The sequence below is a fragment of the Marivirga salinae genome (assembly GCF_030503855.1).
Taxonomy (GTDB): Bacteria; Bacteroidota; Bacteroidia; order Cytophagales; family Cyclobacteriaceae; genus Marivirga; species Marivirga salinarum.
In genome coordinates, this window is sequence record NZ_CP129971.1 from 3,468,646 (window position 1) to 3,490,106 (window position 21,461).

Sequence of the window (21,461 nt, forward strand, 5' to 3'; positions counted from 1 at the left end):
AATAGCTATTTTTCTTCTTTTTATTAATCTTTATGGGAAATTTGTAAAGATGAAAAAACTTTTAACACTTCTTTTCTTTATTCCTTTTTTTGCATTAAGTCAAAATGAACAGGTATTATATCAGCTAGTAAAACTGAATGATGAGGTAAATTCACGCTATCATGAGAGTGCTCCTTTAGTAACTCCAGATAATCAAAGGTTATACTTTACGATTACAAATCATCCTGAAAATAATGAAGGAAGAGATAACTCACAGGACATCTGGTATTCTGACAAACAAGCAGATGGCACTTGGGGGCCAGCAATTCATATGGAATCTCCTTTTAATAAGCGCCAGTTTAATCAGGTATTTACTATACTTGATGATGGAAATTCACTTTTCATTAGAGGGGGTAGTAATAATAGAAAAAAAGGTTTTTCAATAGTTACTAAAGATGAAAAAGGCTGGAATAGACCTGAGGAATTAGAAATTGAAGATTATGAAGATATGAGCAAAGGGATATTCTCTGGAGCTACGATCAGTCAAGATCGAAGTGCTATTATTATCTACATGAATGAAAGAGAGAAAAAGCCATATAGCGATCTCTATTTAAGCAAAAGAAAAAGTGATGGCTCTTACAGCAAACCTATAATGATTGAACCATTAAGTACTTATAAAGACGAATTTGGGCCCTATTTAGCAGAAGATGATCAAGTAATGTATTATGCTAGTAATCGTGAAGGAACAATTGGTGGTGTAGATATTTGGAAAGTAAGAAGGTTAGATGATAGCTGGTTAAAATGGAGTGAGCCAGAAAATATTGGCCCACCCATAAATACTGATGGTTTTGATTCCTACTTTTCTGTGGATGCATCGGGAAATAATGCATTCACAACCAGAACCTATGTAAGTGCAGATGGCAGTAATATGAATATTTATGGCTTGATTCCAAAAGCGAAAATCACCATTAAAGGGAATGTATTGGATGCAAACAGTAAAAAACCACTATCTCTTTTCTTAACTGCAGAGCCTAAGGAGGATAAACCCATAAATTATGAAGTAGATTCAGATGGAAATTATCAATTCATAACCTATAAAAATAAACCATTCAATTTTATAGCTGCTAAAATTGGATATGAGCAATTGAATGAATCCTTAGACTTAAGTTCCATAATAGAAGATACTATTATTTATAAAGATTTACTTTTAAGCCCAATCAAAACAAAAGTAAACTTATATGGCTTAATCACAGACTCGAAAAGTATGCAGGCTGTTAATGCAGCAGTTTATGTATCAAAAAATAACTTCAAAGATTCGACTAGAACTAGATTTCAAGATGGTGGATATGAATTGACATTAGAAGGTGGTGGAGAATATCAAATAAAAATCCTATCTCAAGATTATCAAAATATTCAAGAAACATTCATTGTAGAAATTCCTGAAGGAACTTATGAACATGAAATCAGAAAAGATTATGAAATGAAAAAGGCTTTTAAGCCTTATATAATTTCAGGAATAGTATTGGACGAAAAAACGCAAGAACCTTTAGAAGCGGAATTAACTTTTGAAATCCAAGATACAACTCTGACAAAAACAAAAAGTAATAAAGACGGTACCTTTGAAGTGTCAATACCCAAAGCAGGTGAACTTATCATAAGGGGTAAAAAAATTAACTATCTCAACCTTGAAGATGAAGTTCTTATAGCAGACAATCAGGATTTTACTCAATACAATAAGCAATTATTAATGTCCCCAATAGAAGTCGGCAAAACTGTCATTATTGATAATATCTATTTTAATTTTGACAAAACATCTCTAAAAGAAGCATCATTCCCAGAATTGGATAGATTAACTGATTTGATGACACAAAATCCTGGTATCAAAATTGAAATAATAGGTCATACAGACAGCAAAGGGAGTGATGATTATAATCTAACCTTAAGTGAAGGTAGAGCTCAAGCCGTTATGCAATATCTTTTAGACAAAGGAATTTCAGCAGAAAGAATGAAGGCAAAAGGATTAGGAGAAACCTCCCCTATCAGCAGCAATGATACCGAAGCAGGAAGAGCAGAAAACAGACGGGTAGAATTTACAATTGTGGAGAAATAATTACTGATGATTTTAACTTTATTCGTTTTGATACCAGTCAGGTCAACAAGATAGTAAATTGTAGATACAAGGGATGCTTGTATCTACAATTTATAATCTATTTCAATCCAGATTCCTTAATTTTCTCTGCTATTCTTTTAGATAAACCTTCCGTTGCTTGCATTAAAGGCATTCTTACATAATTACCGCATACACCTTGCTGGCGTAATGCTTCTTTTGCTCCTACCGGATTGCTTTCCTCATACATTAGAGAATTAACTCTCAATAATTTGAAAAGGCTTTCATTTGATTTGGCAAAATCTCCTTTCAAAGCATTCTGCACCATTTCCGCAAACACTTCAGGAAATGGATTTGCTAAAACTGAAATCACCCCTACTGCTCCTAATGTAATCATAGCATTAGTCAATAAATCATCACCGGATATCAATAAGAATTCCTTAGGCTTTCCAGCCATGATTTCCATGCACTGTCCTAAATCACCAGAAGCTTCTTTTATGCCAATAATATTTTCATGCTGTGCCAATCTCAAAGTGGTTTCAGCTTTTATATTGGAAGCAGTTCTTCCAGGAACATTATATAAAATTACAGGAACTGGTGAAGCTTCTGCGATTTTTACAAAATGCTGATAAATCCCCTCCTGAGAAGGTTTATTATAATGAGGAGATGCTGATAAGATAGCATCTACTCCAGATAAATCAATCTGACCTATAAAATCAATGACAGCTTGTGTATTATTTCCACCCGCTCCAAAAACTATAGGTAAGTTTTTAGGATTATGCGTTTTTACAAGAGCTAAAATCTCTTGCTTTTCTTTTAAAGTTGTAGTGGCTGATTCACCTGTAGTTCCTTGCACCACAAAGTAATCTGCTCCTTTGGCAGTGTGTATCAATAGCTTTTCTAAAGCTTCCCTATCTACTGTTAAATCTTCTTTAAATGGGGTGATTAACGCAGGTCCCACCCCCTTAAATTTCTTAGTTGTTTCCTGAAATTTTTCTGACATAATGAATAATCTCTTCTGTTAAAATATTGGTGTCTCCACTTTCTCTTGGCTTTATCATCAATTCAAAAAATGAGGCTTCTGTTTCAGTGGGCTGATAGGCTCCGATTCTTGCATCGGTTTTTGAATGCACTAACAAATATTGCATATACAAGTTTAGCGAATCATCTAAGCAAAATAAATATTCCAACTTTTGGTTCAAAAAGCTTTGGAAATAAGGATTGTCAATTTTCCCAAAGAAACCGAAATCACTATCTTCAAAAAAATCAAAATAGAATTCAAAATTTTGCGTGTCTTTGGGTTTGTATGCTAGAGTAATTACCTCTATCCCATCAGCTTTTAGTGTTTTGATGAATTTCTTGACTGCCTCATGCTTTTTTAAATCATCGAAGGAAAAAATAACTCCTACTTTTTTGAGCTTACTATATGGATAAGCCTGATGTAAAAATTTACTTTTCTTCTGCCCTCTTCTTACTTTATATAATAGAATTTTGTGTTTAATCACTGTTTAATTTTCTTTTATCAGGCTACGAAATTCATTTTCATCGATGATTTTCACTCCTAGTTTTTCTGCTTTTTGCCTTTTGGCAGGGCCCATATTTTCTCCAGCCACTAATATATCTACTTTTCCTGAAATAGCCGAAACTACTTTTCCACCATATTGCTTAATTACTTGCTTAATTTCATCTCTTCCGTAATGCTCAAATACTCCTGAAACCACCAAAGACTTGCCTTCCAGCGCATTACCTTTTTGCTCAACTACAGTTTCTTTGATCTCAAATTGAAGGCCCGCTGATTTCAAACGCTCAATCAATTCAATAGTATCTTTATCCTGAAAATATTCCACTACGCTTTGGGCAATTCGTTCGCCAATTTCAGGAACTTCTATCAATTCTTCAAAGGAAGCTTTCGACAAATTATCAATATTTTTAAAATGAGCTGCTAATTTCTCGGCTACCGTTTTTCCAACAAAGCGGATACCCAATCCGAATAAGATGTTTTCAAATGGGATTTGCTTTGAGTCTTCAATTCCTTTTAAAAGATTTTTACTACTTAACTCTTTAAAGCCTTCTAGCTCAAAAACCTCCTCATAAGTCAAATCATAAAGATCCGCTACATTATTTACCAATCCTTTTTCATACAACATATGAATGGTGCGCTCGCCCATGGAATCAATATCAGCGGCTTTTCGCTGAATATAATGTTCTATGGATCCTTTAATTTGTGGAGGGCATCCCTTTTTATTGGGGCAATAATGAACAGCTTCTCCTTCAGCCCTTACTAATTCTGTTCCGCATTCGGGACAGTTTTTGAGATATTCCACCTCAGAACTTCCCAAATCTCTTTTGGTCAAATCTACTCCAGTAATTTTCGGAATAATTTCGCCTCCTTTTTCCACATGAACTGTATCACCTACCCTTAAGTCCAGTCGAGCAATTTCATTGGCATTATGCAATGAAGCTCGTTTCACGGTCGTTCCAGCCAAAGAAACAGGTTCTAAATTGGCGACTGGGGTAACTGCGCCTGTTCTTCCAACCTGATAGGTAATCTCTTTTAAAACAGTAGTGGAGCTTTCTGCTTTGTATTTATAAGCAATCGCCCATCTCGGACTTTTTGCTGTAAAACCTAATTGTTCTTGCTGAGCTAGGCTATTGACTTTTATCACAATACCATCTGTATCAACCGGCAAGGAATGTCTTTTTTCCTCCCACTCATTGATGAAATCAAATACCTCATTGATGTTTTGACACTTTTTGTAATTTTGAGAAACATTAAAACCAAATTTCTCCAATTGTTTTATTCCTTCTTCATGGGAATCTATAGGCAAATCTTCACCAGCATAGGAATATAAATAGCAGTCCAATTTCCTTTTGGCAACAACTCCTGAATCCTGCATTTTCAATGTTCCAGAGGCTGCATTTCTAGGGTTTGCCAAAAGGGCTTCACCATTTTCTTCTCGCTCTCTATTAATTTCATTAAAAGCTTCTCTTGGCAAAAAGACCTCACCTCTAGCTTCAAAATATTCAGGGAATTCTGTGCCTCTCACTTTCAGAGGAATAGTACGGATGGTTTTAGCATTATTGGTAATATCATCTCCTTTAGTCCCATCTCCCCGAGTTACTCCTCTTATTAATTTACCGTTTTCATAATGCAAACTGATGGCTACACCATCAAATTTAAGCTCACAGAAATATTCATACTCTTCATCCCCCAATCCTCTTTTTACTCTACCATCAAAATCATCCAACTCTTCTTTGGAATAAGTATTGCCCAAAGAAAGCATGGGGATTTTATGCTCAACCGTTTCGAAATTTTTAGTGATATCGCCACCCACTCGCTGACTAGGGGAATCGGAAGTTTTCAAGTCAGGAAATTGCTCTTCCAACTCAATGAGCTCTTTTAGCATCATATCAAACTCATAATCAGAAATTTCAGAAACACTTTCCTGATAGTATTTATAATTATAATAATGAAGCTTTTCACTTAACTCCTGAATTTTTTGTTCGGCTGCTTTTTTATCCATTTTACTTCTGAAGGCTTAAATCACAAATCTAATGAATTGCCTATTTGTTTGGCTAAAAAGTGACTAAAATTTGATATTGGGAAGAAAGGTTCTCAGACTTGGCTCGGTGCGTCATTCCCACGAAGGTGGGAATCTATTGATTTTAACCAAAGGTTAAAATATTAACTTCGCTGGATATCAGTTTACTTATTTGAGTATTTTATATCCATTATTTCTTGGCTAAAATAATTAAAACTTCGTTTTAATAAGACAAGATTCCCACCTTCGTGGGAATGACGCACGGAACAGCTGGTATCAAAACGATTACTAAATTATAAATCAATTATCAGCATATCGAAAAATCAGTATATCAAAAAATTAGCACATCTACAACTTGTCAACAAGCCAACTTGAAAACCTGCCAACCTAATTACTACCACTCAACCTCTTCTCTTTCCTTTAAATCCATTTCAAGCTTTCACTTTAAGAAAACCTTCCTATTTTAGAGATTGAATTAATTTTATAGAATATGAAAAACCTATTATTTATACTTTGTTTTATTAGTACGAGCTTAGTTTTCGCTCAAAAAGAAATTACCGTTTCCGATATATATGAAAAAGGTACCTTCCGGCAAGAGTCCGTTTACAATGTCAATTGGATGAATGACGGAAAGTACTATTCTGCATTGGATGACAATAAAGTCCAGAAAATTGATGTGGAGAATGGAGAAGTCGTGGAAACTTTAGTTGATGGAAACGAACTGGATCCTGAACTAAATATCAATAGCTATTCCTTCAGTAAAGATGAGCAGAAATTATTGCTTGCGACTGATGTGAATTATATCTACAGACGATCATTCACAGCTCAGTATTATGTATATAATTTGGAAGATAAGAGTTTAAAGCCTTTATCTGAAAACCCTCAAATGTTTGCTACTTTCTCGCCTGATGCTAAAAAAGTGGCGTATGTATATGAAAACAATATTTACATCTTCGATTTAGCATCTGGAAATACCACTCAGGTAACCTCTGATGGTAAAATCAATGAAATCATCAATGGTGGTTCTGATTGGGTTTATGAAGAAGAATTTTACATTACTAAAACTTTTTATTGGTCACCTGACAGCAAAAAACTGGCTTTCTATACAATGGACGAAAGTCATGTGAAAGAATACACCTTACAGAAATGGAATGACGGAGAGTTGTATCCTGAAAACTATGTCTACAAATACCCAAAAGCTGGAGAGGAAAATTCTTACGTATGGATTTCAGTTTATGATTTAGCTTCTGAAGAAACTGTGAAAATGGACATTGGTGAAGAGAAAGACCAATATATCCCTAGAGTTCAGTGGACAAAAGATTCCAATCTATTGAGCATTATCAGAATGAATAGAAGACAGAACATTTTGGAAATTTTACATGCTGATGCTTCTACAGGTGAAAGCAAATTGGTTTTAAAAGAAGAATCAGACACTTATGTAGCACTGAATTATTGCGATGATTTAACTTATACCAATGATGGCAAATATTTCATTCAATCAAGTGAGCAGGACGGTTTTAAACATCTTTACCTTTATACCCTAGATGGCAAATTGGTAAGACAAATCACTAAAGGAGATTGGGAAGTAGTAAGCATAGTAGGCATTGACCAAAAAGATAGCAAAATCTATTATATCAGTACAGAGAATTCTCCTTTAGACCGCACTTTCTATTCCATAGGAAGGAATGGAAAGAAAAAGCAATTGATCGGTGAGGAAATGGGGATCACTCGTATAAATATGAGTAATGATTATCAGTATTATTTAAAATACTATAGCAACCCAACTACTCCTAATCAAGTGAGTTTGCACCAAACCAAAGGGAATGAAAAATTAAGCACTTTAAAAGACAATGCGAGTTATAAATCCATCACTGAAGAATTCGGATTTGTGAATAAAGAATATTTTCAATTTAAGACTTCAGAAGATGTAAGCCTAAACGGTTATTTCTTGAAACCTGCTGATTTTGATAAGTCAAAAGAATATCCTGTGATTGTATATCAATATAGTGGACCTGGAAGTCAACAAGTGCAAAATGGCTGGGGTGGAAGTCAATTCAACTGGCATCAAATGATGACCCAAAAAGGCTATATAGTCGCAGTAGTTGATCCAAGAGGAACTGGCGGAAGAGGAGAAGCTTTCAAGAAAATGACTTACAGACAATTAGGTAAATATGAAACCTTAGATATGATTGAAACAGGAAAGTATTTAGGCAATCTGGATTATGTGGATGCTGAAAGAATCGGTATTTGGGGATGGTCTTATGGCGGATATATGGCTGGGAATGCTATTTTAGATGGTGCAGATGTTTTCAATGCTGCAGTTTCTGTAGCAATGGTTTCCAATTGGAGATATTATGACACCATATATACGGAGCGATATATGGACTTACCACAAGATAACGCAGACGGCTATGATGATAATTCTCCATTGAGTAAAATTGATAAATTAGAGGATCCTTATTTGATTATTCATGGAACAGGAGATGACAATGTTCATGTTCAACATACCATCGTTTACTCTGATGCTTTATTAGAAGCAGGAAAACAATTTGATTTATTCTACTACCCTGACCGAACTCACGGCATAGGTGAACAAGGTGCAAGACCTCACCTATTCAGAATGATGACAAAGTGGTGGTTAGAGAATTTATAAAACATTAAAAAGCCCAGTGAGAATTGGGCTTTTTTCTTTTCTTCAAGACTAGACAGCCTATTCAAAATTTCAAATAAATCTGTTCAGCAACATATTTAAGTTGTATTTCCAGTTACTTTATTCCGGTCTGACCTGCGGTACTGACCTTAGTGTTATCTGACAATACTTCGAGCTTCCTACTCCCTCCCCCTTTTCCCTTTTCAACAAATTTTCAGATATTAGCACTTCCTAAATTTTTTAGACAAAAAAACGTAATACAAGATGTCATATAAAGCCAACAATCCAGCCCTTAAAAGCTGGGTAGAAGTAGCAAAAGATTCAGATTTCCCTATTCAAAACCTTCCTTACGGGATATTTTCAACCCAAGGAAAATCACCAAGAGCCGGAGTAGCCATAGGTGATTACATTTTAGATTTAACTGAAATACAATCAGCTCAATTGTTTAAAGAACTCAATCTACCTGAGAGAATTTTTGACCACCCAATCTTGAATGATTTCATGGAATTGGGAAAAGAAGTTACTGTACCAGTTAGAGAAAGAATTTCAGAACTCCTACAACATGACAATCAGGAGCTTCAGGGCAATGACCAATTAAAAGAACATGCTTTAATTCCACAGAAGGATGCTACTATGCATTTGCCCATACGAGTAGGCGATTACACAGACTTTTATTCATCAGAATCACATGCAACTAATGTCGGTACAATGTTCCGTGATCCTGACAATGCTTTATTACCCAACTGGAAACACATACCTGTAGGCTATCACGGAAGAGCTTCTTCCATTGTAATTTCAGGAACACCTTTACATCGACCAAAAGGACAAACCATAGCTCCAGATGCTAAAAATCCTGATTTTGGTCCAGCCAAATTGGTTGATTTTGAATTGGAAATGGCTTTTATAACTTGTGGTGGCAATGCTTTAGGAGACGCCATTCCAACTAAAGAAGCAGAAAACTATATTTTTGGATTTACACTGTTCAATGACTGGTCGGCTAGAGATATTCAGAAATGGGAATATGTTCCATTAGGTCCGTTTTTAGCTAAAAATTTTGGTTCTTCTATGTCGCCTTGGATTGTGACCATGGAAGCTTTAGAACCTTTCAGAATTCCTGGACCAAAGCAAGAACCTGAAGTATTACCATATTTAAAATTTGCGGGAGATTACCATTTTGATATTGATTTGCAAGTAGGAATCCAACCAAAGGATTCAGAGGAAAAGGTGGTGACCAATTCTAATTTCAAACATATGTACTGGAACGTGGTACAACAATTGGCACATCACACTGTAAACGGCTGTAACATCAATACAGGAGATGTTTATGCTTCAGGAACTATCAGTGGAAATGATCCTTCTGCTTATGGCTCCATGTTGGAATTAAGTTGGAAAGGCACAAAACCTATCCAAATGCCAGATGGAACCGAAAGAAAATTCATTAATGATCATGACACGGTCATAATGCGTGGGCATGGTGAAAAAGATGGGGTTAGAATTGGCTTCGGTGAAGTTAGAACTGAGCTTTTACCTACCAAGTAATTACTAATTAGTAAATTATAGCTTTTCCAAAGTTTTAGACTTTGGAAAAGCTATGATATTTAATTTACTTAAAACTCTTAATTATTTAACCTGTATATTTATTAAATGAAATCATTGGTATCAAAATTTTCAGGTCACCTATTTTGGGATGTAGAAATTGAAAAAATTAATTCCGATAAGCATGCCCCGTTCCTTATTGAAAGAGTTTTGAAAAAAGGAAATCTTGAAGATTTAAACCTATTGAGTCAAATTTTTGAAACTAAAAAAATTGTTTCCATTGTAAAGGAATTGAAAAACCTTGATCCAAAAAGTGCCAATTTCGCCCACATTTATTTTGATATTCCAAAGAATGAAATGATATGTTATACAAAGAATCCATCACAAACGAAACACTGGATTTATTAAAATCATTAACATCAGAGAATTTACTTACGGACTTCTTTTTGGTAGGAGGAACTGCATTGGCTCTTCAAATAGGCCATAGAAAATCAATTGATTTAGATTTTTTTAGTTCAACAGCTTTTGACTCGAATCAAATTCAAAATCTATTGATAAATAAATATCAATTTCAAATTGACTATCAAGCAGAAAATACAATTTTAGGTTATATTAATGATGTAAAGATTGATTTCATTTCACATCAATATCCTCAATTGGCCAAAATAGAAAATATTGAAGGCTTAAGATTAGCCAACATCAAAGATATCGGTGCAATGAAACTAAATGCGATTTGCAATCGTGGCAGCAAAAAAGATTTTGTGGATATTTTTTTACTAATGGATACTTTCAGTTTGGGGGAATTAATCCTATTCTATCAAAAAAAATATAATCAAACCAATTCTATTATGGTCTTGAAGAGTATACTTTTTTTTGATGATGCAGAACTTGAACCTGAACCAATTTATTTAAGTAAGCAGATAGTTTGGGAGGATATCAAAGAAAAAATAACTACAGAAGCAAAAAAGTTATTTAAAAATTAATTCTCTTCCATAATCAATAAGAATAAAAACATAAATACTTAATTTTGCGAGCAAATATCATTTTGAATAAATTTTAATCACATATATGTCACTGGCAACTAAATACAATCCTTCGGATATTGAAGATAAATGGTACAAACATTGGATGGAACAGAAGTTCTTCGCTTCCAAGCCTGATCCAAAAAAAGAGCCTTATACCATCGTAATTCCACCTCCCAATGTAACCGGAGTATTGCACATGGGGCATATGATGAATAATACCATTCAGGATGTATTAATACGCAGAGCCAGAATGCAAGGAAAAGAAGCTTGTTGGGTTCCGGGAATGGATCATGCCTCTATTGCTACTGAAGCCAAAGTGGTAAATATGCTGAAGGAAAAAGGCATCAATAAAAATGACTTGAGTCGTGATGAATTCATGAAGCATGCCTGGGAATGGAAAGAAAAATACGGTGGCATCATTTTACAGCAGCTTAAAAAACTAGGAGCTTCTTGCGACTGGGACAGAGAGCGCTTCACCATGGAAGAAGATATGTCCGCAGCGGTGATTGAGGTTTTTGTAGATCTATACAAAAAGGGCTATATCTACAGAGGAACCCGCATGGTGAACTGGGATCCTGAAGGAAAAACCGCCTTGGCTGATGATGAAGTGAATTTCAAAGAAGTTCAGGGGAAGATGTATCACATCAGATACAAAATTGAAGGCAGTAACGAGCATCTAGTCATTGCCACAACCCGACCGGAAACTATCATGGCGGATGCGGCTATCTGTATCAACCCTAATGATGAGCGTTTCCAGCACCTGAAAGGTAAAAAAGCCATTATTCCGTTGATTGATAAAGCCATTCCGATTATTGAGGATGATTATGTTGATATGGAATTTGGAACGGGATGCTTGAAAGTAACTCCTGCCCATGACATTAATGATCACGAAATTGGATTACGTCATAATCTGGAAGTTATTGATATCATTGACGACAATGGTAAACTGAATGATAAAGCCCAAATCTTAGTAGGCGAAGATCGATTTGTAGCCAGAAAGAAAATTGCTAAACTTCTCAAAGAAAAAGACCAATTAGAAAAGGAAGAAGATTATACCAATAAGGTTGGGCATTCCGAAAGAACAGATGCGGTAATTGAGCCAAAGCTTTCTACACAATGGTTTGTGAAAATGGAAGATTTGGTGAAGCCAGCTTATGAAAACGTGATGAACGACAACATCAAGCTGATTCCACCAAAATTCAAGAATACGTACAAACATTGGATGGAAAATGTGCGGGATTGGTGTATTTCCCGTCAGTTGTGGTGGGGACAAAGAATTCCTGCTTATTTCCTTCCAAATGGAGAATTTGTAGTGGCTCAAAATACTGAAGAGGCATTAAAATTAGCCAAAGAAAAAACTGGTAATCAAGACCTAAAAGCGGAAGATTTAAAGCAGGATGAAGATGTTTTAGACACTTGGTTTAGCTCTTGGTTGTGGCCAATTTCTGTTTTTGATGGCTTTAAAGATCCGGAAAATGAAGATTTTAATTACTACTACCCTACCAATGATTTGGTAACGGGTCCAGATATTTTATTCTTCTGGGTAGCCAGAATGATCATTGCTGGTTATGAATTTAAAGGAGAATTACCTTTCAAAAATGTATATCTGACTGGAATAGTTAGAGATGATAAGGGAAGAAAAATGTCCAAGCAATTGGGCAATTCACCTGATGCTTTAGGCTTAATTGATAAACATGGTGCCGATGGAGTGAGAGTTGGATTATTACTTTCAGCTGCTGCCGGCAATGATTTATTATTCGAAGAAAAGCTTTGCGAGCAAGGTTGGAATTTCGGTAATAAAATCTGGAATGCATACCGATTGGTAGAAGGATTGGAAGTGAAAGAAAAGGATACTCCAATTGAGGCTATGAAAGCCCGCGATTGGTTTGAAGCACGCTTTCAAGATGCTTTGAGAGAAATCAACGACCATTTCAGCAAATTCAGAATTTCTGATGCTTTGATGGCTACTTACAAATTGATATGGGATGATTTCTGTTCGTATTATCTTGAATTGGTAAAGCCTCCTTATGGAGAAGCTATTGACAAAGAAACCTATGAGGCAACTATCACTTTCTTTGAGGATATTTTAACGATTTTACATCCATTTATGCCATTCTTAACAGAAGAAATCTGGCATCAAATTACAGAAAGAGAAGAGAAAGATTGCGTAATCGTGAACCATTGGCCAATAGAAAAAGATTACGATAAAGCTATTTTACATGATGCTAAAACTGCTTTTGAACTGGTTTCACAAATCAGAAACATTAGAGCCGCTAAAGGAATTTCGCCTAAAGAATCTCTAAAACTCTATGTAAAAACCAATAGCGAAATGATTTATCAGGAATATATTTCTGTGATAGATAAATTAGCTAATATAGATGAATTAGCATTTACCAATGATAAAATAGATCAAGCAGTTAGCTTTTTCATAGGTTCAGACGAATGTTTTATTCCGATGGAAGGTGCAATAGATGTTGAGAAGGAGAAAGAAGAAATTCAGAAGGAATTGGATTATACGAAAGGCTTTCTGAAGAGCGTGAAAAAGAAATTAGAGAATGAACGCTTCGTAAGCAATGCTCCTGCTCAAGTAGTAGAAATGGAAAAGAAAAAGCAGGCGGATGCTGAAGCTAAGATTAAGACTTTAGAAGAAAGTTTGAAGAATCTTGGTTGAGATATTTTAGATTTAAGATAATAGACTTTAGATAAAATCTTGGTCTATTATCTTATTTCTAATTTTTTTATACTATTATTCGTCATAGGAAGAGATAACTTTCTTTATATTTTCATAGCTCTCTTAACTTTCTTTTTCCTTGATGAAAAAGAAACAAAAAATCAAGACAAAATAATGCTTCATTCCTCATGCCAACACTGGCCCGCTATTTTGTCCTCCTTCCCGCTCCCTTCGAGCAAAACTTATCTAGTTTAAAAATTTCAAACTAATTACCAAAATTATCTCGTAAAATGTGTCCGAGGCACAAGTAAACATATTTCAGCCCTTCGGGCCTATAATTAGTTACAAATTGTAAGGAGTTAACTTGTTACATTTAACTGGAAAAGATATTAATCTTCCATAATTTTAATCCGCAATTTATTTTCCGCTTATTTAGGTATTATTTCCTAACCTACCGACATTGTCCGCTAGCTTCTCGCTAGTGGAAATTACTTTCGTCTCAGACTAATTTCAGATGTAACACTTATCACTTTTACAATCACTTTTTCTTCCTATCTTTGTCAAAATGAAAAGGATTTTCGGCATAGCACTTATTAGTTTGTCAGTAAGTATTTTACTGCTGCATAACTTTGTGCCTCACCATCACAGTACTAATGGATTTAATTTAAAGGAAATCCTTCAAAAAGAGCCTGTTAAATCTCCCATAGACATACTCAAAGTCGGTTTTCATCTTAATTTAGGAGCAAATCACCTTGAAAATTTTCAGAAAAGTAAATCTGTAATTACAGAGAAAAAAGCTGTAGATAAAGATATAATTAAACCACTGGATTTAATCCATAGTAGTTTAAAACTTAATTTAACTTTAACTACAGCAAAACAAGACATTACTCCACCAAGAACCATTGGTTCAATTCAAATTCAATTCAATAATTCCTTTACTTACAGAGGACCTCCCCTTTTTGCTTAAGAAATCGATTAATCTATTTCAAAATCTTAAGTAAATAACATTTTCATGTTTCAAAAAATTATTTCTTTCTCCATAAAGAACAAGCTAATTGTGTTCTTTGGAGTAATCGCCTTAATTGGGGGCGGTATTTATTCAATGGGACAGCTATCCATCAATGCTGTTCCTGATATAACCAATAATCAAGTACAAGTAGTGACGGTTAGTCTATCTTTATCCGCACAGGAAGTAGAACAATTTATCACCTATCCTATAGAAATTTCCATGGCAAACATTCCCATGGTGGAAGAAATACGCTCGATTTCAAAATATGGTCTTTCGGTAGTCACCATTGTTTTTAAAGAAAGCGTTCCTGTTCTGGATACTCGGCAATATGTGCAAGAGCAAATCACTATTGTGAGTGATGAAATTCCTTCCAAATTGGGAGCTCCTGAACTAATGCCCATCACCACAGGGTTGGGTGAAATCTATCAATACACTTTAGAAGTCGATGAAGAACATCAAGGAGAATATTCTGCTATGGAACTTCGTACCATTCAGGATTGGATAGTGAAAAGGCAACTTTCAGGGATAAAAGGGATAGTGGAAGTGAGTTCGTTTGGTGGCTACCTAAAGCAATATGAGGTTGCAGTGAATCCAGCACTAATGGCTCAACATAAAGTAAGTTTTCAAGAAATTATTGGAGCCCTAAATGCCAATAATGAAAATTCCGGAGGTAGTTATATTGAAAAGAATCAGAATGCCTATTACGTAAGAACTGAAGGCATGATGGTGGATTTAGACGACATCCGAAACACATTATTAAAGTATGACGAAAAAGCGCCTGTTTTAATAAAGGATATTGGTACGGTACAATTTGGAAATGCCAAAAGATTTGGCGCTATGACCAAGGATGGAAAAGGCGAAGCTGTTGGCGGTATCACCTTAATGTTAAAAGGAGCTAATTCATCGGAAACTCTGGAATTAGTCAACGAAAGAGTGGCTGAAGTACAGAAATCCTTGCCTCAAGGCGTGAAAATTAAGCCCTATCTGGACAGATCTGATCTGGTGGGTAGAGCAATCAATACCGTAAAAACTAATTTATTGGAAGGTGGGGTAATTGTAATTTTAGTACTTATTCTCCTTTTAGGAAATTTTAGAGCAGGATTAATTGTGGCTTCTATTATTCCACTTTCATTGCTATTTGCTTTTATCATGATGAACATTTTTGATGTGTCTGCTAACCTAATGTCGCTGGGAGCCATCGATTTCGGAATAGTAGTAGATGGAGCTGTGATTATAGTAGAAAGCATTCTGCATATTCTCTTCACTGTCCATATTGGCAAGCAATTGAGTCAATCGGAAATGGATGATATAGTGATTAACGCCTCTCAAAAGATTTATAAATCCGCAGCCTTTGGGGTACTGATTATTTTGGTCGTATTTCTACCCATTTTATCACTTACTGGAATAGAAGGTAAAACTTTTAGACCTATGGCACAGACCGTCAGCTTTGCCATTTTAGGTGCTATGATTCTTTCTATGACTTATGTGCCTATGATGACGGCTCTTTTTCTCAAGAAAAACATAAAAAGCAGAGTCACTTTTGCTGATAAAGTGATGAAAAAATTAAAAGCAGCTTATAAACCCGTTTTAAATTCTTCACTACAGAATCCTAAGCTTACTATTTCATTATCAGTGATTCTGCTGGCGATTTCACTCTTTATTTTCAGTAGAATGGGATCTGAATTTATTCCACAGCTGGAAGAAGGAGATTTAGCCATGCAGATGACTTTACCTCCAGGCTCTTCATTGGAACAAAGTATAGCGACTAGTACCAAAGCCGAACGCATATTGATGGAAAATTTTCCTGAAGTTGAATCAGTGGTTTCAAAAATTGGTACTGCTGAAGTACCTACCGACCCTATGTCTATTGAATTGGCTGATATTATGATCATTCTAAAACCAAAAGACGAATGGACGACTGCAGAGGATCGTTTTGATTTAATAGAAAAAATGGAGGAGAAATTGGCTGTTATCCCAACGGCAATATTTGAATTTACTCAGCCTATTCAATTAAGATTTAATGAATTGATTACGGGAGCTAAATCCGATATAGCGGTTAAAATATATGGTGAAGATTTAGCTAAACTGGCAGATTATGGAAATCAGGCAGCAGAAATTATAAAAGAAGTGCCTGGTGCTGCTGATGTGAAGGTAGAACAGACGGAAGGTTTAGCCCAATGGGTTATTAGCTATAATAGAAAAAAAGCAGCTCAATATGGCGTATCCACAGAGGAATTAAACAGCATTGTTCGAGCAGCTTATGCCGGTGAAAATGCAGGATTCATATTTGAGGGTGAGCGTAAATTTGAACTGGTGGTCAGATTAAAAGAATCCTATAGAAATTCTATTGATTTGGATAAGCTCACCATCAAAAGTCAAGGTGGTCAAATTATTCCTTTATCAGAAGTAGCCAAATGGGAATATCAAGAAGGTCCTTTGCAGATTTCGAGAGATGACACTCGCAGAAGAGTAGTTGTCGGAACCAATGTGAGAGATAGAGATATTGCTGGACTTGTAGCAGAAATAGAATCTAATTTGGATAATAAACTAAAAATGGAGCCTGGCTATTCTATTAAATATGGTGGACAATTTGAAACCTTGGAAAAAGCAAGGAATAGACTCGCAATTGCTGTTCCTGTAGCCTTATTATTGATTTTCATCTTGCTCTATTTTGCTTTCGGAAAAGTGAAATATGCCTTATTAATCTATTCCGCTGTACCGCTTTCCGCCATTGGTGGAGTGTTGGCATTGTGGATTAGAGATATGCCATTTAGTATTTCTGCAGGAGTTGGATTTATTGCACTTTTTGGTGTGGCCGTATTGAATGGAATTGTACTTATTAGCCATTTAAATGATTTAAAGAATGAAAAAGAAATGGATTTAATTCAATTAATCAAAACAGGAAGTACCGATAGATTAAGACCTGTTGTCATGACTGCTATGGTAGCTTCTTTAGGTTTTCTTCCTATGGCACTGTCCACTTCAAGTGGTGCTGAAGTACAGAAACCTTTGGCTTCCGTAGTGATTGGTGGTTTGATCACCGCTACTTTCTTAACATTGGTTGTATTGCCTTCTTTGTATTATCTCATGAATAAAAATAAGGGTAAATCATCTTCTAAACTGATTCCAATTGTGTTGCTGATGCTTTTCAGTTTCTTAGGATTTAATCAAAATGTACATGCTCAAGAACTAAACAAAGAGCCTGATGCATTGAGTGTGATGATACAAAATGCAATGGAGCAAAATCCTCAAATCCAGAATGCTAAATTGAGAATAGAACAAGCTGAAAGTTTTAAAACGCAGTCTTTTGAAATTCCTTCTACCAATATCAATTACCAAAGAGGTCAGCTAGATGGACCTGAGATTGATTATAGCTGGAATGTGCAACAGTCATTTGGAAACATTCCTGCTAATTTCAGAAGGCAAAAAATGGCAAGTGCTCAGATTGAATTAGCTCAACAGGAATTTCATTTAGCCAAAAAGGAAATTTCAAGCGAGATTAGAAAAGCCTGGAATGAATGGACCTTCAGTTTGAAGCAAGTTGATTTCTTACAAGAACAAGCTAAACTTTTAAAGAAAAGCATGGAGCAAGCAGAGGAAATGGTTGAAAAAGGCGAAAGCGGAAAACTGGAAACCTTAAGTTTATCCGGACAATTAATGAGCATTGAAAATGAATTAATTAAAGGCCGTAAAATGCTCAATGATAACATTCAAGCACTAAAGCAATTATGCTTTTGCGATCAATTGCCTGATTCTGTTTTGGACTACAGTCGTTACGCATGGACTAATTCATTGGATTCTTTGACTTTGGACCCTGCTTTTATGCAAAGAAACGAGCAACAACTATTAACAGCAGAAACTCAAATCAAAGTAGGCAAAGCTCAGTATTTTCCAAATGCTTATATAGGCTATGTGAACCAAAGTTTACAAAATGTAACAGGTTATCAGAGCGTACAAGTAGGCATTAGCATACCTATAGTTTACAATGGAGTAAAAGGAAAGATTGAGGAATTGAAAATCGAAAAGGAGATTCAAGAATCCACTTTAGATTGGGAAAATAATGAAAGAAACCAAAGGCTGATAAGCGCTAAGAATGATTTTGAAAATTATAATGCACTCATTGACAAAAGCACTTCCATGATGGAAGAACTGGATGATTTGCAATCATCATCGGCTGAAGCACTCCAAATAGGAGAACTGAACTTTTATGAATTTGTGCAAAATTTAACAGCGCTTTACAACATTCAAAAAACCAATTTAGAGCTCCAAAAAGAGATCGCCAATATTTCAATTGAATTACAATATTTAACAGAAAGAAAATGAAATCGACATTAAAAATTCAAATTCGAATTTTATATCAACCGAAGATGAATTTTTAATCAAAGATTCCATCCCGTCCTCTGGTACGGGACAAGTAATGACTCTAAAAAACAATAATATACATATGAAACTTATAAATATAATTATCCTAACATCCGTACTAGCTTTTATGGCTTGTAGTGGAAAAGAAGAAACAGTTGTTGAAGAACAGCAAGAGAAAAAAAATGAAATATCCTTATCGGAAGATCAGGTGGAAAACACCAATTTGAAAGTAGGGAAATTAAAAAAGGCACCCTTAGATAAAAAGCTAACAACGATAGGTGAACTAGCCGTTGCTCCTAAAGATATAGCGGAATTACATCTTGTTCATCATGCTTTTATAGAAGGAACTGAGATTTTGCCTGGTGAAACGGTAAAGAAAGGGCAAGTTTTGGCCACTTTCTCCCATCCCGACATCCTTACTTTGCAAAGTAATTATCTCGCATCAATCAATAACCTAAAGAAATTGGAAGCAGATTATAATAGGAAGAAAAGCCTAGTAGAGAATCAATCTATATCATTAAAAAGCTTTCAGGAAGCTGAGGCTCAAAATTTTGAAGCTAAAGTGAATACAGACAGCAAAAAAAGCATGCTTCAAAAATTAGGGATAAATGCTGCAAGCTTGCAAAAAGGAAATTTACAAAATGTTCTAAGCCTAAGAGCACCATTCAGCGGTGTAATCACAGAAGTGAATATCAGTAAAGGCATGCTGATTGAGACTAGTCAAAGCCTTTTTGAATTAGTGAATTTGGATGAAATGCATTTGGAATTCAATGTTTTTCCAAAAGATGTAGATCAATTAAAAGAAGGCCAAAGCGTAAGCTTTAAACTTCCTGAAGGGAAAAATTGGCATGAAAGCACACTTCATTTCATCAATAAAAAAGTGAGTGATAATAGCGTCTTAGCGCATGCAGATTTACCCAAAACAGTCAATCTTCCTTTAGGCGCACAATTGGAAGTTCAGGTGCATATAAAAACCGACAGTTTATTGCTGATGCCAAAAAAGGGAATCCTGAAGCAAGGAGATCAAATTTATATTTTTGAAGAAATCTCTAAAGGCAACTATAAAAAAATGGAAGTAAAAGCTTTAGATGAAAATGAGGATTATATCGGAATTAATCCTGAAGATTTGGATCAAAGTAAAAATTATGTGACAGCAGGTGCTTATTATTTGAATGAATGATAAGCGGTCTATCAGATATATAGAATTGAGATTCAAGATTGTAATATCAATCTTGAATCTCATGTCTTTTTATAGAAAGTGCTAGTACAAATTCCTGATTAAGTCGGTACAAATGAGAACAAAAATCAATGTTTTCTGCACTGAAACATCAATTATTCTCAATATTTTTTTTTTCCGTGCGTCATCCCTTTGAAGAAAGGGATCTTGTCCTATTGAAACGAAGTTTCAATAAAGTATCAATTGGCAATTTCTTCCTAAATATGTACTCTCTACACTACCAATCTCATTCTTAATATTTTAACCTTTGGTTAAAATCAATAGATTCCTGCCTTCGCAGGAATGACGTTCTAATCTAATTTGGTGCTTTACAAAAGAAATTCATGGGCTTGAAAGAAATGCATTTAAGCTTACACCAAAATAATCGATGGCGTAAGAGCAATAATGTAAGATTTAAGACTTTGAATACCCAGTCTTGAGCCTAGGCAGTTAAAAACGTCCAAGCCACTATCCTACTAGTCTTATTGCCATGACTCATTTCAATGGTTTCAATCTCCTTTGCTCCTGCTTGTTTGATGGCATCATATATTCGTTTTAGATTGGAGGATTTCGAAACCAATGTGGTAAACCAGCGCACAGAATGAGAATGGTATTTACTCTGGACCGCCATATTGGTGATGAATTTCAATTCCCCTCCTTCAGTCCATAATTCGTTGCTTTTTCCTCCGAAGTTTAGGGTCGGCTTTTCTCCTTTTCTAAATTTTTTGAGGTTCTTTAGCTTTCTAGTCGTACCTTTTTCCGCTTCTTCAGCTGAACTGTGAAATGGCGGATTGCAAATACTCACATCATAGTATTCATGCTTTTTGACAATGCCTTTGAATATATCAGTGGATTTGTATTGTTTCCTGATTTCGATTTTATCCTGAAGTGACGGATTTTCAGAAATAATTTTTTCTGCTGCAGCAAAGGCTTTTGGGTCAATTTCTGAACCTACAAAATTCCAACCGAATTGCTGTGAACCTAAAATAGGGTAAATACAACTGGCACCAGTTCCAATATCCAGGCATCTTATTAAGTCACCTTTTACCTCCACTCCTTTTCTCTTTTTAGTCAGGAATTCATCTATATGAAATAAATAATCTGCTCTACCCGGAATTGGCGGACATAAATAACCATCCGGAATATCCCAATATTTTAAATCGTAATGTTGTAATAAAAGTGCTTTATTCAATGCCTTAACCGCTTTTGGATCAGCAAAATCAATCGTCTGACTATCATATTGATTGGTAAAAATAAAGGCTTCTAATTCAGGAAGCGTTTTTGCTAAACTTTCCAGATCATATCTTTTATTAAATGGATTATTGGGATGCAGGCTTGACTTTTGTGGAGTGGGCATTTTTAAT

The 21,461-nt window shown here is 35.2% G+C and carries 13 protein-coding genes; 9 read left to right on the forward strand and 4 right to left on the reverse strand.

All coding sequences use genetic code 11. From position 1 onward, the window contains the following. Nucleotides 1-49 precede the first annotated feature (49 nt). Nucleotides 50-2,089: an OmpA family protein gene (locus tag QYS49_RS14610; protein ID WP_308348306.1), complete on the forward strand. Its 2,040-nt coding sequence runs from the start codon at nt 50-52 to the stop codon at nt 2,087-2,089. 97 nt (nt 2,090-2,186) lie between these two features. Here the strand turns inward: QYS49_RS14610 and dapA are convergent, their stop codons facing one another. The 3 genes from dapA to ligA are packed head-to-tail and all read right to left on the reverse strand — an operon-like array spanning nt 2,187 to nt 5,610. Continuing rightward, the gene (gene dapA, locus QYS49_RS14615) at nt 2,187-3,089 is read right to left on the reverse strand and encodes a 4-hydroxy-tetrahydrodipicolinate synthase (RefSeq protein ID WP_308348308.1); all 903 of its coding nucleotides are present in this window, start codon (nt 3,087-3,089) and stop codon (nt 2,187-2,189) included. Continuing rightward, on the reverse strand, nt 3,061-3,591 hold the full coding sequence (locus tag QYS49_RS14620; RefSeq protein WP_308348309.1) for a DUF6913 domain-containing protein: 531 nt from the start codon (nt 3,589-3,591) through the stop codon (nt 3,061-3,063). The genes dapA and QYS49_RS14620 overlap by 29 nt, the downstream gene beginning before the upstream one ends. Before the next feature lie 3 nt (nt 3,592-3,594). Continuing rightward, nucleotides 3,595-5,610, reverse strand: a complete 2,016-nt coding sequence (gene ligA / locus QYS49_RS14625) for an NAD-dependent DNA ligase LigA (protein ID WP_308348310.1) — start codon at nt 5,608-5,610, stop codon at nt 3,595-3,597. 508 nt (nt 5,611-6,118) lie between these two features. Between ligA and QYS49_RS14630 the strand changes: the two genes are divergently transcribed. From QYS49_RS14630 to QYS49_RS14665, 8 genes are all read left to right on the forward strand, one after another. Next, nucleotides 6,119-8,281, forward strand: a complete 2,163-nt coding sequence (locus QYS49_RS14630; RefSeq protein WP_308348312.1) for a S9 family peptidase — start codon at nt 6,119-6,121, stop codon at nt 8,279-8,281. A 261-nt stretch (nt 8,282-8,542) separates the two neighbouring features. Continuing rightward, the gene (gene fahA / locus QYS49_RS14635; RefSeq protein WP_308348313.1) at nt 8,543-9,817 is read left to right on the forward strand and encodes a fumarylacetoacetase; all 1,275 of its coding nucleotides are present in this window, start codon (nt 8,543-8,545) and stop codon (nt 9,815-9,817) included. A 105-nt stretch (nt 9,818-9,922) separates the two neighbouring features. Beyond that, nucleotides 9,923-10,222, forward strand: a complete 300-nt coding sequence (locus QYS49_RS14640) for a DUF6922 domain-containing protein (protein ID WP_308348314.1) — start codon at nt 9,923-9,925, stop codon at nt 10,220-10,222. Next, nucleotides 10,177-10,797, forward strand: coding sequence for a nucleotidyl transferase AbiEii/AbiGii toxin family protein (locus tag QYS49_RS14645; RefSeq protein WP_308348315.1), 621 nt, complete (start codon nt 10,177-10,179; stop codon nt 10,795-10,797). The genes QYS49_RS14640 and QYS49_RS14645 overlap by 46 nt, the downstream gene beginning before the upstream one ends. Nucleotides 10,798-10,882: 85 nt before the next feature. Next, nucleotides 10,883-13,510, forward strand: a complete 2,628-nt coding sequence (locus tag QYS49_RS14650) for a valine--tRNA ligase (RefSeq protein WP_308348317.1) — start codon at nt 10,883-10,885, stop codon at nt 13,508-13,510. Nucleotides 13,511-14,075: 565 nt separating this feature from the next. After that, nucleotides 14,076-14,477 (forward strand): hypothetical protein, encoded by a 402-nt coding sequence (locus tag QYS49_RS14655; protein WP_308348319.1) that lies wholly within the window; start codon nt 14,076-14,078, stop codon nt 14,475-14,477. A 45-nt stretch (nt 14,478-14,522) separates the two neighbouring features. Further along, entirely contained in the window at nt 14,523-18,842 is a 4,320-nt protein-coding gene (locus QYS49_RS14660) for a CusA/CzcA family heavy metal efflux RND transporter (RefSeq protein ID WP_308348321.1), read from the forward strand. A gap of 121 nt (nt 18,843-18,963) precedes the next feature. Next, complete coding sequence (locus QYS49_RS14665; RefSeq protein ID WP_308348322.1) at nt 18,964-20,061, forward strand: efflux RND transporter periplasmic adaptor subunit; 1,098 nt, start codon at nt 18,964-18,966, stop codon at nt 20,059-20,061. A gap of 478 nt (nt 20,062-20,539) precedes the next feature. On the opposite strand, the gene rlmF is transcribed toward QYS49_RS14665, so the two are convergent. Then, nucleotides 20,540-21,454 carry a 23S rRNA (adenine(1618)-N(6))-methyltransferase RlmF gene (gene rlmF, locus QYS49_RS14670; protein ID WP_308348323.1) on the reverse strand — a complete coding sequence of 305 codons (915 nt, stop codon included), beginning with the start codon at nt 21,452-21,454 and terminating at the stop codon, nt 20,540-20,542. Between the last annotated feature and the right edge of the window lie 7 nt (nt 21,455-21,461).